Origin of the sequence: Streptomyces sp. NBC_01451 (genome assembly GCF_036227485.1) — a bacterium.
GTDB lineage: Bacteria > Actinomycetota > Actinomycetes > Streptomycetales > Streptomycetaceae > Streptomyces.
The window spans coordinates 9461425-9476790 of sequence record NZ_CP109479.1 but is presented as its reverse complement, the minus strand read 5'-3'; the positions used below and the strand labels follow the sequence as shown (position 1 = coordinate 9476790).

Annotated in this window: 17 protein-coding genes; 8 read left to right on the top strand and 9 right to left on the bottom strand. The window is 71.1% G+C overall.

Translation table 11 applies throughout. The features are described 5' to 3' along the window. Positions 1-12: 12 nt before the first annotated feature. Genes OG595_RS41955 through OG595_RS41945 form a run of 3 tightly spaced genes read left to right on the top strand, consistent with a single transcriptional unit; the run spans position 13 to position 2359 of the window. Complete coding sequence (locus tag OG595_RS41955; protein ID WP_329281599.1) at positions 13-486, top strand: Zn-ribbon domain-containing OB-fold protein; 474 nt, start codon at positions 13-15, stop codon at positions 484-486. Continuing rightward, a complete protein-coding gene (locus OG595_RS41950) occupies positions 483-1637 on the top strand; it encodes a thiolase family protein (RefSeq protein WP_329281597.1) in 1155 nt (384 codons plus the stop codon). The genes OG595_RS41955 and OG595_RS41950 overlap by 4 nt, the downstream gene beginning before the upstream one ends. Before the next feature lie 17 nt (positions 1638-1654). Beyond that, complete coding sequence (locus OG595_RS41945) at positions 1655-2359, top strand: SDR family NAD(P)-dependent oxidoreductase (protein WP_329281595.1); 705 nt, start codon at positions 1655-1657, stop codon at positions 2357-2359. Positions 2360-2364: 5 nt separating this feature from the next. Here OG595_RS41945 and OG595_RS41940 read toward each other — a convergent pair whose 3' ends face one another. After that, the gene (locus tag OG595_RS41940) at positions 2365-3045 is read right to left on the bottom strand and encodes a TetR/AcrR family transcriptional regulator (protein WP_329281593.1); all 681 of its coding nucleotides are present in this window, start codon (positions 3043-3045) and stop codon (positions 2365-2367) included. 143 nt (positions 3046-3188) lie between these two features. Between OG595_RS41940 and OG595_RS41935 the strand changes: the two genes are divergently transcribed. Beyond that, on the top strand, positions 3189-3803 hold the full coding sequence (locus tag OG595_RS41935) for a TetR/AcrR family transcriptional regulator (RefSeq protein ID WP_329281591.1): 615 nt from the start codon (positions 3189-3191) through the stop codon (positions 3801-3803). A 16-nt stretch (positions 3804-3819) separates the two neighbouring features. Here the strand turns inward: OG595_RS41935 and OG595_RS41930 are convergent, their stop codons facing one another. The 4 genes from OG595_RS41930 to OG595_RS41915 all read right to left on the bottom strand — a co-directional run bounded on the left by OG595_RS41930 (position 3820) and on the right by OG595_RS41915 (position 7839). Next, positions 3820-5232 carry a 2-oxo acid dehydrogenase subunit E2 gene (locus OG595_RS41930; protein ID WP_329281590.1) on the bottom strand — a complete coding sequence of 471 codons (1413 nt, stop codon included), beginning with the start codon at positions 5230-5232 and terminating at the stop codon, positions 3820-3822. A 4-nt stretch (positions 5233-5236) separates the two neighbouring features. Further along, complete coding sequence (locus tag OG595_RS41925) at positions 5237-6250, bottom strand: alpha-ketoacid dehydrogenase subunit beta (protein ID WP_329281588.1); 1014 nt, start codon at positions 6248-6250, stop codon at positions 5237-5239. A 5-nt stretch (positions 6251-6255) separates the two neighbouring features. After that, entirely contained in the window at positions 6256-7281 is a 1026-nt protein-coding gene (locus tag OG595_RS41920; protein WP_329281586.1) for a thiamine pyrophosphate-dependent dehydrogenase E1 component subunit alpha, read from the bottom strand. Positions 7282-7377: 96 nt separating this feature from the next. Then, the gene (locus tag OG595_RS41915; protein WP_329281584.1) at positions 7378-7839 is read right to left on the bottom strand and encodes a VOC family protein; all 462 of its coding nucleotides are present in this window, start codon (positions 7837-7839) and stop codon (positions 7378-7380) included. 149 nt (positions 7840-7988) lie between these two features. Between OG595_RS41915 and OG595_RS41910 the strand changes: the two genes are divergently transcribed. From OG595_RS41910 to OG595_RS41895, 4 genes are all read left to right on the top strand, one after another. Then, the gene (locus OG595_RS41910; protein WP_329281582.1) at positions 7989-9287 is read left to right on the top strand and encodes an aromatic ring-hydroxylating oxygenase subunit alpha; all 1299 of its coding nucleotides are present in this window, start codon (positions 7989-7991) and stop codon (positions 9285-9287) included. After that, positions 9284-10108, top strand: coding sequence for an SDR family NAD(P)-dependent oxidoreductase (locus OG595_RS41905; protein ID WP_329281580.1), 825 nt, complete (start codon positions 9284-9286; stop codon positions 10106-10108). Before OG595_RS41910 ends, OG595_RS41905 begins: the two co-directional genes overlap by 4 nt. A gap of 46 nt (positions 10109-10154) precedes the next feature. Beyond that, on the top strand, positions 10155-11891 hold the full coding sequence (locus OG595_RS41900; protein ID WP_329281578.1) for a PEP-utilizing enzyme: 1737 nt from the start codon (positions 10155-10157) through the stop codon (positions 11889-11891). A 78-nt stretch (positions 11892-11969) separates the two neighbouring features. Continuing rightward, entirely contained in the window at positions 11970-12284 is a 315-nt protein-coding gene (locus OG595_RS41895) for a putative quinol monooxygenase (protein WP_329281576.1), read from the top strand. Positions 12285-12330: 46 nt separating this feature from the next. Here OG595_RS41895 and OG595_RS41890 read toward each other — a convergent pair whose 3' ends face one another. From OG595_RS41890 to OG595_RS41875, 4 genes are read right to left on the bottom strand one after another with little or no spacing between them, the layout of a single operon-like run. Further along, the gene (locus OG595_RS41890) at positions 12331-13359 is read right to left on the bottom strand and encodes an NADP-dependent oxidoreductase (RefSeq protein ID WP_329281573.1); all 1029 of its coding nucleotides are present in this window, start codon (positions 13357-13359) and stop codon (positions 12331-12333) included. A gap of 4 nt (positions 13360-13363) precedes the next feature. After that, on the bottom strand, positions 13364-13579 hold the full coding sequence (locus OG595_RS41885; RefSeq protein ID WP_329281571.1) for a transposase: 216 nt from the start codon (positions 13577-13579) through the stop codon (positions 13364-13366). Positions 13580-13586: 7 nt separating this feature from the next. Next, on the bottom strand, positions 13587-13913 hold the full coding sequence (locus tag OG595_RS41880) for a 2Fe-2S iron-sulfur cluster-binding protein (RefSeq protein WP_329281570.1): 327 nt from the start codon (positions 13911-13913) through the stop codon (positions 13587-13589). Next, the gene (locus OG595_RS41875; RefSeq protein ID WP_329281568.1) at positions 13898-15304 is read right to left on the bottom strand and encodes an aromatic ring-hydroxylating oxygenase subunit alpha; all 1407 of its coding nucleotides are present in this window, start codon (positions 15302-15304) and stop codon (positions 13898-13900) included. Before OG595_RS41875 ends, OG595_RS41880 begins: the two co-directional genes overlap by 16 nt. Between the last annotated feature and the right edge of the window lie 62 nt (positions 15305-15366).

Here is a 15366-nt window from a genome sequence, read left to right as displayed (position 1 = left end):
GAGGGACGGAACATGACCACCAGGCTCATCGACGAGTCGCTGTTCGAGGACGGGAACCGGGAGAACCTGGAGCGCTCGGAGTTCGACGGCGCAGACCCACCGCGTCTCGCGGGCGCCCGCTGCACCGCATGCGGCACCGTCGTCTTCCCCCGGCAGGACTCGTGTCCCCGGTGCTCGGGCGGAGCGATGTCCGCGCGGGCACTGCCGGTGAGCGGGCACGTGTGGTCGTGGACGCTCCAGGTGTTCCCGCCGAAACCGCCGTACCGGACTCCGCCCGACGGCCACCGGCCGTACCACGTGGGCTATGTGGACCTCGGCGAGGTCCTGGTCGAGTCGCTGCTGGCTGTGCCCCGCGCCGAGATCCGGATCGGTCTGCCGGTCCGGCTGACCACGGTGCCCGCCTACCGGGACGAGGACGGGACCGACGTGGTGACCTTCGCGTTCCGGCCCGAGGAGTTCCGGCCGGAGCGGGAGGGGGAGCGATGAGCCGGCGCGACGAGGTGTACGTGGTCGGATGCGGCATGCACCCCTTCGGCCGCGACGAGAGCGTCACCGGAATGGACATGGCCGAGCGTGCGGTGCGCGAGGCGCTCGCCGACGCCGGTGTCGGCTGGGAGCACATCGGCTACGCGGCCGGCGGCTCCGACGTGTCCGGCAAGCCCGACACGCTGGTGGGCCGGCTGGGTCTGACCGGTGTGCCGTTCGTCAACGTGCAGAACGGCTGCGCGACCGGTGCCTCCACCGTGCTCTCGGTGGCCAACGCACTGCGCGCGGGCGAGGCCTCGCTGGGTGTTGCGGTGGGCTTCGACAAGCACGAGCGGGGCGCGTTCCACGTCTCCGCGGCCCGCTACGGCCTGGGCGACTGGTACGCCGAGACCGGCATGATGCTCACGACCCAGTTCTTCGCGCTGAAGACGCAGCGGTACCTGTACGAACACGGGATCTCGCACCGCGCACTGGCGATGGTGGCGGCACGGGCCTTCCGCAACGGCTCGCACCACCCCCTGGCCTGGCGGCGCAAGCCGCTGACGGAGCAGGAGATCCTGGACTCCGCCGAGGTCAGTCCCCCGCTCACCCAGTACATGTTCTGTTCGCCCGGGCAGGGCGCTGCGGCCCTGGTCCTCGCACGCGGCGACCGCGCGTTCGACCTGTGCGAACGGCCGGTCAGGCTGGCGTCGTCGGTCTTCCGGACCCGGCGGTTCGGTTCGTTCGAGGTGTTCTCGCCCTGGCTGCCGCCGGGACCGCACCACAGCCCCAGCGTCGACGCCGCCGAGGCGGCCTTCCGCACGGCGGGGGTGGAGCCCGCCGACGTCCAGGTCGCCCAGTTGCAGGACACCGACAGCGGCTCGGAGCTGATCCACCTGGCGGAGACCGGGCTGTGCGGCCACGGCGAGCAGGAGGAGCTGCTGGCTGCCGGGGCCACCGATCCCACGGGCCGGATACCGGTCAACACCGACGGCGGCTGTCTGGCCGGCGGGGAGCCCGTCGGCGCCTCCGGGCTGCGCCAGTTCCACGAGGTCGTACGGCAGTTGCAGGGAAGGGCGCCGGGTGTGCAGGTGCCGGGCACGCCCCGGGTGGGTTTCACCCATGTGTACGGGGCGCCCGGGATCAGCGCCTGCTCGGTCCTGACAGTGTGAGAGGCGGCGGGCAGGTCATGCGGCAAGGCAGCAGAACGGCACTGGTGACCGGCGGGGCACGCGGCATCGGCCTGGAGATCGGCCGACAGCTCTCGGACCGGGGACTGCGGGTCCTGGTCGGGGCGCGACAACGGAAGGCGGCCGAGGAAGCGTGCCGTGCCATCGGCCCGGCGGCACTGCCACTGGCCCTGGACGTGACCTCCGCGACGAGCGTCGGGGAAGCGGTCCGGGAGGCACGGGAGCTGACCGGCGGGATCGATGTCCTCGTGAACAACGCGGGAGTGTCCCTGGACGGGGAACTGCGGCCCCCGTACGTCGACGAGGACATCCTGCGCGCGACCCTGGACACGAACCTCACCGGTGCCTGGCGTGTGGCGGAGGCCGTCGTCCCGGGCATGGCGGAAGCCGGTTACGGCCGGGTCGTGAACGTCACCAGCTCGTACGGTTCGCTGTCGCTGATGGACTCCGGCCGGCACCCCGCCTACCGGATCTCCAAGACGGCGCTCAACGCGCTGACCCGGATGCTCGCGGCCGAGCTGGCCGGGACAGGGGTCCTGGTCAACGCCGCCGACCCCGGCTGGACCCGCAGCGGAATGGGCGGCCCGTCCGCCCCGCGCGGGCCGGAGGAGGGTGCGGACACCCCGGTCTGGCTGGCGACCCTTCCCGAGGGCGACGCGACGACGGGCGGGCTGTTCGCCGACCGCCGACCGCTGCCCTGGTGACCCCCTCAGGCCCGTGACGTGGCCGGCTTCATCGACGGCGTCGGCCGAGTCGGCGGCTGCTCGGCGGCGACGATGCGCAGCGCCAGTTCCCTGACCGCCTCCAGCACGGACCGGGAGGGCAGCTCGGACAGCGGTCCCCCCTCCGCGCGCAGCGCGGTGACCAGCATGGTCGTACTGATCAGTGTGCGGACCGCGAGCGCCTGTGCCGCGTGCCGGGCCTTCGCCGCCCGGGGGCTGCGTGTGGTGCCCTCGGGCAGATAGTCGTAGCCACGCTGGATGTGCCGCTGCTCGAACTCGTCCCGCAGCACCTTGACGCTGCCGTTGGCGGAGGCCATCTGGACCTGGTAGAGCCGGGCCTCGTCCGGGTTCTGCTCGACCCACTCCCACACGGCGTCGATGACGCGGACCAGGCCCTCGGCGTCACCCGGCTCGGACTCCGGCCGGGCCACCTCCACGACCGCGTTGAGCTGGTCGAAGACCCGGCGCATGGCGAGTTCGAGCAGTTCCTCCTTGCCGTCGAAGTGGTAGTAGACGGCCGTGGGGACCACCTGGGCCTCGTCGGCGATGTCCTGGATGCTGGTCTCCGCGAAACCGTTGCGGCCGAACACGCGCACGGCGGCGGTGATGATGTGCTGCCGCCGAGAGGGCCGGTGGGCGGGCTGCTTGCCGTTCTTCGTGGTGGCCATCATGCTCCTGCCGACTGGCGTGAACCCCGTGTCCGTGGGCCCTGCGTACTGATCAGTGTATCCAGTAACTCCGACCGTCCGTCCGCGTAATTCCTGCTGCATGTTGGACTCTGGGGCACCGGGACCCCGGCATACTTGACAGTATGACGACATCCGGAACCCGCGCCGCTCATCGCCCCTCGCGCAAGCAGTGGGTGATCGAGGCGGCCACGGAGTTGTTCGCCACGCAGTCGCCGGACGAGGTGACGGTGGCCGACATCGCCGCCCGTGCCGAGATGACCTCCGCGGCGGTGTACTACCACTTCTCCTCCAAGGACCAGGTCCTGGCGGAGGCCATGCGGGCGTTCACCGGCGCGCTGCGCGAGCAGTTGCAGGCGATCACGCGAGCCCACGAGCCCGGCTCGGCCATCGGAGCGTCCATCACCACGCTGCTGGCCTGGATGGGCGAACACCGGTCCGCCGCCACCGTGTTCTTCGTGGCGTCGGCCGGTATGAGCCAGGACGCGGAGGCACTGCGCCAGCAGAGCCGTACGGAGTTGCTGGAGGAGCTGGTGCGGCTGATCCGGAAAGCCCGCGCGTCCGTCTCCGACGCCGAGGCGGCGGTGATCGGCCTGGGCCTGCTGGCCCTGCTGGAGACCGCGGCGATCTCGCAGGTCCGGGGCGACGACGTCTACCGGTCGCTGGGGCACCGCTCCTTCGTCCGCGAGGTCGGCGAGCTCGCGGAGCGCATCGCCGACCCGGACACCCAGTCCTCGTAGCTCGCCGGATCTCGGTTCACACCAGCAGACGCAGGGGCTTGCTCAGCAACTCACCTACGGTGCGCAGGTATTCGGCGGCCGGCGCCCCGTCGACGGCACGGTGGTCGAAAGTGAGGCTCAGGGTGAGCACCCGCGTCCGCAGCGGTCGGTCGTCCATCCATTCGACGCCGTCCCTGAGCCTGCCCACCCCGAGGATCGCGACATTGCCGGGGTTGATCACCGGAGTGAAGAAGTCGACGCCGTATCCGCCGAGCGAGGTCACGGTGAAGGTGGCCCCTTCCAGCTGGGCCGGGGAGATCCGCCCCTCGCGCGCGGCCTCGGCCAGGGCCTTGGACCGGCGGGCGATGTCGGGCAGCGGCAGCGCCACCGCGTCCTCGATCACGGGGACCATGAGGCCGCCGGGAACGGCCACCGCGAAGCCGAGGTGGATGCCGTCGAGCAGGTGGACGCCGTCCTCCCGCACCGTCGCGTTGAGCAGCGGATGCTCGCGCAGGGCCAGGGCAGCGGCCTTCAGCAGGAAGTCGTTGAGGCCGGGCACCGGCAGTTCGCTGTCGGCCCACTCGTCCTTGAGCCGGTCCCGCAGGGACACCACGGCGTCCATCCGCACCTCGTAGCCGTGCGTCAGCTGGGCCATCTCCTGGAGGCTGGCGTGCATCCGGCGGGCGATGGTGCCGCGCATCCCGGTGAGCGGGAGGACGTCGCCGGCGCGCGGAGCCGCCGTGTTCCGGCGGGCGGGCGCCGATATGACGGCGTCGAGGTCGGACCGGCGGATCCGGCCGCCCGGCCCGGTGCCGTTCACCTCGGAGAGGTCGATGTCCCGTTCCTTCGCCAGCTTGCGGACCAGCGGAGAGGTGGGAGTGCCGCCCTGTGGGACCGGGGCGGCCTTGCCGTCGGGGACGGCCGCGAGGAACTCCTCCACGTCCTCGGAGACGATCCGGCCGCCCGGCCCCGTGCCCCGTACGGCGGTGAGGTCGACGTCGGCGGCCAGGGCGACCCGCCGGGCGTTCGGTGAGGACAGCAGCCGGCCACCGGTGCCGTGGGCCGAGGGCGCCACGGGGGCACCGTCGCCGTTGAGGTCGGGTGTGGCGCCCGTACCCGCAGCGCCGCCGTCCAGGGCAGGCCCGGCGGCCGTGCCCGCGCCGGCTCCGGACCCGGTGGGCGTCGGCGCACCCGCCGTCTCCGGCGGCTGCTCGCCCTCGGCCAGCAGCCAGCCGATGAGCGCCCCGGCCGGCAGGGTGGCCCCCGCCGGGGCCACCGGGTGGAACAGTCCCCCGGCCTCCGCCTCGACGTCCACGTCGACCTTGTCGGTGGCCAGCCGCAGCAGTGCGTCGCCCTCGGCCACGGCCGCGCCGGTGGGCACCAGCCATTCGTCGATCGTGCCTTCCTGCATGGTCAGGCCGATCTTCGGCAGCAGAACCTCGACCGCCACGTCGTCACGACCTTTCGAGCAGACGCCGGCAGCCCTGGGCGATGCGGGCGCGATCGGGCACGTACGCCTTCTCCAGGACCGGGGAGAAGGGAACCGGGGAGAAGGGGGCGCCGATGCGCAGGACCGGCGCGTCCAGGTAGTCGAAGACGGCGTCCTGGATCTGGGCGGCGATCTCCGCTCCGAGCCCGCCGAAGGTGACGGCCTCGTGCACCACGAGAACGCGGTTGGTGCGGCGGACGGAGGCGAACATCGTCTCGGTGTCCAGGGGTTGCACGGTGCGGGGGTCGATCACCTCGATCTCGACACCCTCGGCGGCGAGTTCCTGGGCCGCCGCGAGGGCCTCCCCCACCATGCGGCCCAGCGCGATCACGGTGACGTCGGAGCCCTGCCGCGCGGTGTGCGCCCGGCCCAGCGGGATGCCGTAGATCTCCTCGGGCACCTCGCCGCTGCTGCCCAGCAGGACCTTGTTGAGCATGACGACGACCGGGTTGTCGTCCCGGATCGCCGACACGGTCAGGCCCTTGGCGGTGTACGCGTCGCTCGGCATCACCACCTTGAGGCCGGGCACGTGGGCCAGCCAGGCCTCCAGGCTCTGGCTGTGCTGGGCGGCGGCGCCCAGGCCCGCGCCGGAGGCGGTCGTGATGGTGAGCGGCACGGACAGTCCGCCGCCGAACATGTACTTCATCTTCGCCGCCTGGTTGACGATCTGGTCGAGGCAGACGCCGATGAAGTCCATGAACATCAGGTCGACGACAGGTCGCAGGCCCCGGGCGGCGGCTCCGACGCCGAGGCCGACCAGGGCGGCCTCGGAGATCGGGGTGTCGATCATGCGGCGGGGACCGAACTCGTCGAGCAGGTTGTCGAACATGCGGAACACGCCGCCGTATCCGGCCACGTCCTCGCCGGCGACGAAGACGTTCTCGTCCTCGCGCATGGCCTGGGCGAGTCCCTCGTTGAAGGCCTTGACGTAGGTGAGTTTGCGCGTGGCGACGGCCTGCGCTTCGGTGGTCGTGGTCATGGCGGTCATCCCGAGTAGACGTTGAGCAGCAGGTCGGCGGGGTCGGGCGGCGGGCTCGCCTCGGCGTACGCGATGGCGTCGGCGATCTCGTCGCGCGTGCGCTGCCATACGTCGTCCAGTTCCGCCCGGGTCGCGGTGCCGTCGGCGAGCGCGCGGGTCTCGATCAGGTCGATGGGGTCGCGGGTCTTCCACTCGGCGACCTCCTCGTCCGAGCGGTAGGGGTGCCGCAGGCCCTTGACGCCCTGGTGGTCGAAGAAGCGGTAGGTCTTGGCCTCGATCATCATCGGGCCCTCGCCGCGCCGGGCCCGTTCGACGGCTTCGGTGGCGGCCTGGTGGACGGCGACCGCGTCCATGCCGTCGACGACGACGCTGGGCATGCCGTAGGCGGCGGCCCGGTCGGCGACGTCGGTGAGCAGCATGTGTCCGGACTGCGGGGTGAACTCGGCGTAGCCGTTGTTCTCGCAGACGAAGACGACGGGCAGGCCCAGGATCGCCGCCATGTTGGCGCCTTCGTGCCAGGCGCCGATGTTGGTGGCGCCGTCGCCGAAGAAGGTCACGGCGACGCTGTCCTCGCCCTTGTAGCGGGCGGCGAAGGCAGCGCCCACGGCGATGGGGACGCCCGCCCCGACGATGCCGTTGGCGCCGAGCATGCCGCGCTTGAGGTCGTTGATGTGCATGCTGCCGCCGCGGCCGAGGCAGGCGCCGGTGACCCGGCCGTACAGCTCGGCGTACATCTCGCGGAAACCGACGCCCTTGGCGACGGCGTGTCCGTGGCCGCGGTGGGTGGAGGTGATCTGGTCGTCGTCGCGCAGGGCCGCCATGACGCCGGCGGCCACGGCTTCCTGGCCGACATACAGGTGCAGGAAGCCGGGGAGTTTTCCGGCCTCCATGAGCTTTCCCGCCTCGGTCTCGAACAGCCGGATGCGCACCATGCGCTCGTGCAGGTCCTTGACGGCTTTCGGGCCGACCGGGCCGAGTGGTGGGCTGACCTGCGGGGATTTCTTCGACGTCGTTGACGCTCGTGGAGCCATCGTCCGCCCCTTCGTCCGAGGGAGGTTGCCAAGCAATCGGACTTACTTGTGCTGGTCTACAGTAACCAGCTTAGGGCACCTTACTGAACAGCGTCTCTAATTACTATGCCCCGGGTCCGGGTTGCCGCCCCGGCCGTCCACCAACTCCACGGCATTGCCCTCCGGATCCGCCCAGAAGCTGATCCGCCGGCCGCGCGCCAGGACGACGACCGGGTCCGACAGGGGCCGGGCGCCCGCGGCCGACAGCGCCGCCAACACCGGGTCCATGTCGTCGAGATGGAACGTCAGATACGACAGCCCCGGACGCCCGGCCGACCAGGGCGCCACATCCACCGAAACCGGCGCCGACCGGGGACGGATCAACTTGACGCACCCCCCTGAGGGCACCCGCAGCCAGGCCACGGTCAGCTCGCCGCCGAGTCCGGCGGGGCCGCCGACGGAGTCCGGCACGCGTGTGCGGCGCTCGGCGCGACAGCCGATGACCTCGCAGTAGAAACGTTCCATCCGCTCCAGGTCCCGCACCACCACACCCGCCTCGAACGCCCGGGTCATGCCCATCGCACCCACCCCCATACGACATCGAGCGCCAACTTCGACACTTTCTATTGACAGAGCACACTAAGTCCTGTTGTCGTTTCGGACACAACCCAGCTGTCGCATTCAGAAGCCGGTCACCGGCTCGCGGCTGGGAGGATTGTGAGGACATCGTGGTCCAGACCAGTTCGCCGGGGATTCGGGAAACAGGCACCGAGCGCAGGTCGCCGGTCCCGGCACCCGCCGCCCCCGCCACCCCCGAGTACGCGTCGTGGATCAGCCGGGACCGGTCCACCGACGCGGCGTCCGAGACGATGCGGCGGGAGGCGGCCCAGCTCGTCGAGCGGGTGATGGCGCGCTACCGCGACAACACCACGCACGAGGCGGACGGCCAGTGGACGGAACCCGTCGCCAACTACCTCGACGCCGACCGCTGGCAGCGTGAGACGGACGCCGTCCACCGGAGCGTCCCGCTGCCGCTCGCCATGTCCTGCGAGCTGCCCGGCCCGAACACCTACAAGGCGATCGACGTGCTCGGCATCCCCGTGCTGATCACCCGTGACCGACAGGGCACCGTGCACGCGATGATCAACGCCTGCCGGCACCGGGGAGCCAAGCTCCTCGAACCCGGCTGCGGGGTGTCGAAGCGGATCACCTGCCCGTACCACTCCTGGTCCTACGACCTGGCCGGAGAGCTTCGGGGCGTGTACGCCGAGAAGACCTTCGGCGATGTTCCGCGCGAGGGCCGCAGCCTCGTCCGGCTCCCGGCCGGGGAGCGCGCGGGGATCGTCTTCGTCTCGCTGGACCCGGCGGCCGAGCCCGACCTGGACGGCTGGCTGGGCGATCTTCAGCCCCTGCTGGAGGGCATGCGGCTCGCCGAGTGCCACCACTACTCCACCAGCGCGCTGACCAGTCCCAACTGGAAGGTCACCCTCGACGGGTACCTGGAGACGTACCACTTCGCCTCGCTGCACCCGAAGACGGTGTTCGAGACGAACCTCTCCAACATGATGGCCCACGACACCTGGGGCCCCCACCAGCGCATCGCACCGGCCCTGCGCCCCATCGCGCAGGCGGTCGACCTGCCGCCGGACCAGCGGGACCCCGGGGAATGTGTCGGCCCCATCTACTGGCTCTTCCCCGGCCTCGCGATCGCCGGCGGCTGGCGCCAGAAGATCGCGGTCTCCCTGGTTCTCCCCCGCACGGCGACCGAGTCGGTGACCCAGCAGATCATCCTGCTGCGGGACCCGGCGGTCACCGACGAGGAACGCCAGGCCGCCGACCGGTTCGGCGAGTGGTTCCACGAGGTGGTGCGCGACGAGGACTACGCGACCACCTACGGAGTCCAGCAGGGCCTCAAGGCCCTCGACGGGACCGAGTTCGTCTTCGGACGCAACGAGCCCGGACTCCAGCACCTGCACCGCACCATTCATCAGCACCTGGAAACAGCAGCCCCCAGAGCCGCCAGGTGAGCAACCAACAAGACTCGCGGGAGAACACCATGGTGGCTACGGGCAGCCTCGACGGACGTGTCGCGGTGATCACGGGCAGCACGCGCAGCATCGGCCGCGCCATCGCCGAGGCCTTCCTGGCCGACGGCGCGACGGTCGTCGTCAGCGGCCGATCCGAGATCAAGGGCAAGCAGGCCCTGGAGGAGATGGGCGCCGGGGACCGGGCCGTCTTCCACCCCTGCGACGCGAACAGCCAGGAGGACATCGAGGGCCTCGCCGACTTCGCCGCCGAGCGCTTCGGCAGGCTGGACATCTGGGTCAACAACGTGGGCGGCAGCTCCGGCTTCGCCCCGATCCACCAGCTCAGCGACGAGGCGTGGCACGACGCCCTCAACCTGAACATCAACGGCTACTTCTACGGCACCCGCCGGGCGCTGCCGAAGATGCTGGACGGCGGCTGGGGCCGCATCATCAACATCTCGTCGGTGGAGGGCAAGCAGGCCAACAAGCCCGCGATCAGCCACTACATCACCAACAAGCACGCCATCCACGGCCTGACCAAGGCGACCGCCTTCGAGTACGGCACCCAGGGCATCACCTGCAACGCCATCTGCCCCGGCGCCGTCGACACCGACCTCATGCGGGCCGCGGGTCCCGCCGCCGCGGAGGCCGAGGGCATCTCGTACGAGGAGTGGCTGGGCCGGTTCGCCGAGCACGCCGCCACCAAGCAGATCACCACCGTGGAGCAGGTCGCGGCGGTCGCCTCGCTGCTCGCCAGCGAGGCGGGCGCGGGCATCACCGGTGCGCTGATCAGCGTCGACGGCGGCACGGCGCAGTGGTAGGCGGCGGACAGGCAGGGGCGGGCACGGACGGCGGGAGACCTCGGTCATGAAGAGCTGGATCACGGACTGGCAGCGCAGTGAGCGGCTGCCGCACTACACCCGCGCCAACGCGGGCGAGACCCTGCCGGAGCCGGCCAGCCCGCTGGGCTGGACCCTGGTGTGGGGGCGCGGGCTGCAGGGCTGGCGCAACGGCTTCGTCGGATTCGGCATCTACCGCGAGGAGGAGGTGGCCGGTCCCCGGCCGCCGTTCGTCGGGATGTTCGGCGGCTACTTCTACCTGAACCTGTCGCACATGCGGCTGTTCGGGATCCGTATGGGCCAGACGGCGGACCAGATCGACACGGCCTTCGTCGGACAGCGCTCCGACACGCCGGTCTACGTGGCGCACCCGGACGACCAGGACGAAGAGCTGACCGCCAAGGCGGGTGGGACGCTTGGGCGGATGCTCGGCCAGGCCGGCTTCCCGGAAGCCGACGCAGACCGGGAACGGCTGCGCGCCCTGCGCCGCTCGCGTCCCGGCCTGGCGCGGCTGTCCGGCGCCGAACTGGTCGCGTACGCGAGGTCGTTGCTGGACGAGGTGGAGACGACCTTCCAGCGGCACGTCGAGTCGTCGCTGCCCGCGTCCGTCGGACCGGCGATCCTCGGCCCGCTGTGCGCGAGCGTGGACCGCCCCGGCGCCGTGCTCGACCTGATCGGCGGTCTCGGCGACGTCGACTCCGCCTCCCCCTCGACCGGACTGTGGACGCTGTCCCGGCAGGTGGCGGCCTCCGCCGAACTGAGTGCGCTGTTCGACCGGGGCCCGGCCGCGGTGGAGCAGGCCCTCGCCACCGCGACCGGCGATGTGAAGGCGTTCCGGGACTCCTTCGAGGAGTTCCTGGCGGAGTCCGGCGACCGCGGCCCCAACGAGTGGGACATCCACGCCCTGTCCTGGGAGACGGCGCCCGTCCAGGCGCTGGCCCTGGTCGACCGGATCCGGCACAGTCCCGACGACGACTCCCCCGCCGCCCGCCGGACGCGGCTGACCGAGGGGCGCGAGCGGACGGCGCGGGAGATCCGGGCCGCGCTGCCCGAGGAGACGCGGCCGATGTTCGACGCCGGCATGCACGCCTCCCAGCTGTGGATCCCGGCCCGCGAGCGCACCAAGGCGAACTGCGTCACCGTCGTCAACGAGATCCGTATGGCCGTACGGGAACTCGGTCGCCGCGGTGTCGAGGCGGGGCTCTTCGCCCGGCCCGAGGACGTGATGATGCTGCTGGACACCGAACTCGACGACTACGTCGCAGCCCCGGAGTCCTTCGGCCCCGTCATCGCGCGGCGGCTGGAGGAGTACGCGGGCCTGCACGAGCTGGAGCCGCCGTTCTTCGTCGCCGACGACGCGCGGACCGAGATCGACTCCTGGCCGCGACGAGCCGAGGAGCAGACTCAGGCGGCCGTCGAGGGCGAGGTGCTCGGGGGTGTGGGCGGCAGCCACGGCACGTACACCGGCAGAGTGCGGGTGGTCACCGACCCCGCCTCGTGCGAGGCGCTGGAGCCCGGCGAGGTGCTGGTCGCGCCGATCACGGACGCGGCCTGGACACCGCTGTTCCTGGTCGCCGGTGCGGCCGTCGTGGACGTGGGCGCCCTCAACAGCCACGCCGTGGTGGTCTGCCGTGAGCTGGGCATCCCGGCCGTGATCTCCGTCGAGAGCGGCACGCGACGGCTGCGGGACGGCATGGTGATCACCGTCGACGGCGAACGGGGCACGGTCACCGTGGACAGTGTCCCGGCGCCGCTCGGCAGTTGAAACGCCGCGGGCCCATCGCTGTCTCCCCATCAGCGGCGGGCCCGCGGTCACGACCGCGAAAGGAAACCCGTGACTCCCGTGGCTGAGGAAATCATCGTCGCCGGCTGGATGGACTACGGGCCCGGCGACCGCGACGCGATGCTGGGCCATCTCGTCGCACTGGGGCACCGGACCCGCGAGCGGGAGCCCGGCTGTCTCGACTACGCCATGACGGCGGACCCCGGCGACGAGCGGCGCATCCGGGTGTACGAGCGGTGGGTCTCTCAACAGGCCCTCGACGAGCACTTCGGCACCCCGCACATCAAGGAGTTCAGGGCGGCGTCGGCCGGGCTGACCCGGGTGGGCGTCTCGCTGGAGGTCCATACGGTCGCCGAGTCCCGGCCCATGCGCTGAAACGGCTGATGCGGCGCACCCGATGGGGTGCGCCGCATCAGCCGTTTCAGTCACCCAACCGCACCAGCATCTTGCCGACGTTGCCACCGCCGAGCAGGGACAGCAGTGCCCCCGGGGCGTTCTCCAGGCCGTCCACGACCGTCTCGCGCGCGGTGATCCGGCCCTCGGTGAGCCAGCCCGAGACCCGCTGCTCGAACTCCGGTCGCAGGTCGTCGTGGTCGCGGACGATGAAGCCGCGCAGCGTCAGCCGTTTGAGGACCGCCTGGATCAACTGGTTGATGTCGGCGGACCGTCGGTCGCCGCCGAACTGCGACATCATGCCGCACAGCGCGACCCGGCCACCGGTGCGCAGCGCGTGCAGCGCTGCGGCGAGCTGTTCGCCGCCGACGTTGTCGAAGTACACGTCGATGCCGTCGGGTGCCAGCCGGGCCAGCGCGTCACGCACCGGCCCGGCACGGTAGTCGGCGGCGTCGTCGTAGCCGAACTCCCGCACCAGCAGGGCGCACTTGTCCGGCCCTCCGGCGGTCCCGACGACGCGGTCCGCGCCCAGCAGACGCGCGAACTGTCCGGCGGCGGTGCCGACCGCGCCTGCCGCCGCCGAGACGAGGACGGTGTCGCCCGCGCGCAGCCGCGCGATGCGGGTCAGGCCCACGTACGCGGTGAACCCGGTCTGGCCGAGCAGGCCCAACCAGGTGGACAGCGGGGCGAGTTCGGGGTCGATGCGACCGGCGCCGTCGGTGTGCGCGGCGTCCAGCACGGCCCGCTCCCGCCAGCCCAGCTGATGGCGAAGGTATGTACCCGGCGGTACCGAGGCACAGCGGCTCTCCTCCACGACACCGAGGGCACGGCCGTCGAGCGGCGAGCCGGGGGTGAAGTTGTGCGTGTAGTGCTTCTCGGTGCTCTCCAGGCGTCCGCGCATGGACGGGTCGACGCTCATGTAGAGGTTGCGCACAAGGAGTTGCCCCTCCTCCAGGGGCGGCAGCGGGCGTTCCTCGACGGCGAAGTCCGTGGGGAGCGGTTCCCCCTCGGGCCGGCGCACGAGACAGACCACCGGGGTCGTACGAGGTGGTGTCACGGGATCACTGCTCCGGCTGCGGAGGCGTACGCCGCTGGGCGAGACGCCCGACCCAGCCGGCCATCTGGAGGTCGGCGTGGCGCAGTTCGCCCGACTGCCAGCGGGCCTGGAAGTCGAAGACGCCCTGCGCCCCTGTCCCGGGATCGGTCACCTCGACCAGTCCGTCCTCGGTGAGCCGGTACACCTGGCCGGTCAGCGGGTGGATCACTTGCTTGGACATGGGGGCCTCACTCCTGCACTCGGCGGCGCACGCCGCGCTTGGTCACGGTCACCGGGCCCTCGACCCTGAGCCGGCAGGCGAGCCGGGTCAGGCCGTCCAGCGGTCTGCGCAGGGCCTCGATGCCCTCGCGTTCCAGCGGGCCCACCGGGGAACAGTTCTCCGCGCCCTCCTCGACCTGGACGAAGCACGTACGGCAGGTGCCCTGGCCGCCGCAGACGGTGGGCCAGCGGTAGCCGAGCCGCTGGGCGGCGGTGAACAGGTCCTCGCCGTCGCGGACTTCGAGCTCGACGCCCAGGGGACCGACGGCCACCCGGTGGGTCACTTGTCCATCCACCGGTCGAGCGTCCGGTTGAAGTGGCGGATGCGGCTCTCCTGGTAGTTGGCCAGGGTGATGCCCGGCTTGCGCATCGCCTTCAGGCCCTGCTGGACGTACGGCAGGTTCTCGCAGTCCTGGTCGAAGACGGGCCCGAGCACACCGAGTTCGGGGATGTCCGCGAAGAGCATGTCCTCCGGCACCCAGCGGATCTTCGCCGGGGGCGGGAACTCGCCGGGCTGCTTCGGGGACGACATGAAGATGATCTCGGCGGTGCAGGAGTCGGGGTCGAGGCCGTTGGGCCGGAACCGGTAGATGATGTTCGACTTGGCGCCGCCCCAGGGGTTGAAGTTGGGGAACAGCAAGTAGTTGATGGCGTCCAGCAGTTCGGTGTCCGGGGTCTTCGAGAAGTCCTGCGTCGAGGTGGCCGCCAGTTGCACGCGCATCCGCTCGGCGAGGACCTGACGGGCGGTGCCCCCGGGCGGGACCGCGGGCAGTTCCTCGCCCTCCCGCATCACCAGGTCACGGCCCTGGGCGGCGGCGTAGAACGCGCGTGAGTCGTAGAAGGTCTCCAGGACGTCCTGCTCCGTGACGGAGTCCGCCACGTGCGGGCTGGGCGCGCCCTGGATGTTGATCATCCGGTTCCAGTTCGGCTGGTCCGCCATGACGTCGTACTGCGAGTTGGCGTCGGCGAGCCACGGCAGCATCTGCGGGTGGGTGGCGATCACATGGAAGGACTCGATGAACGCGTCCTGCGCGACCTTCCAGTTGCAGGGCAGCACCTTGCCGATGTGCAGCGACTTGTAGCGGTTCTCCAGCGGCCAGATGTAGTAGTCGTCGAAGGTGCCGCGGTAGCTGTCGAAGGACTCGGCGTACGGGTCCATGTTGATGAAGACGAAACCGCGCCAGGTGGCCACCTGCGCCTCGGGGAGGGAGAACTTCTCCGGGGCGACGTGCGGGAAGTCCCAGGCGCAGGGCGGGGTCTGCATGGTGCCGTCGAGGTTCCAGGCGAAGCCGTGGAAGGAGCAGCGGAACTCGCCGACGTTGCCGCCGCTCGTGCGCAGTTTGCGTCCACGGTGCAGGCAGACGTTGACGTAGGCGCGGATCTCGTCGGGGGCAGTGCGGACGACGATGAGGGAGTCGTCGCCGATCTCGTAGACCTCGTGGTCGCCGACCTCGGGGATCTCGCTCTCCAGGCAGGCGAACTGCCAGACGCGCCGCCAGACCTGCCGCATCTCGCGCTCGGCCCACTCGCGGGACGTGAAGCGGGCGTGGTCGATGTCCTCGCTGCCCAGGTGGTCGTTGCGCTCGTACCGCAGAGCGGGGGGAACGGGGCGGCTGTCCTGGTCGAGGTAGTCCTGGACGCTGGGCCCGGGGCACCGCGCAGTGGGCGGCTCCGACGTTTCGTCCATCATCTCTCCTCTGACAGAAACTTTAGAGTGAGTGTAGTTACCAGTCGCGGCCCGGAGCAACA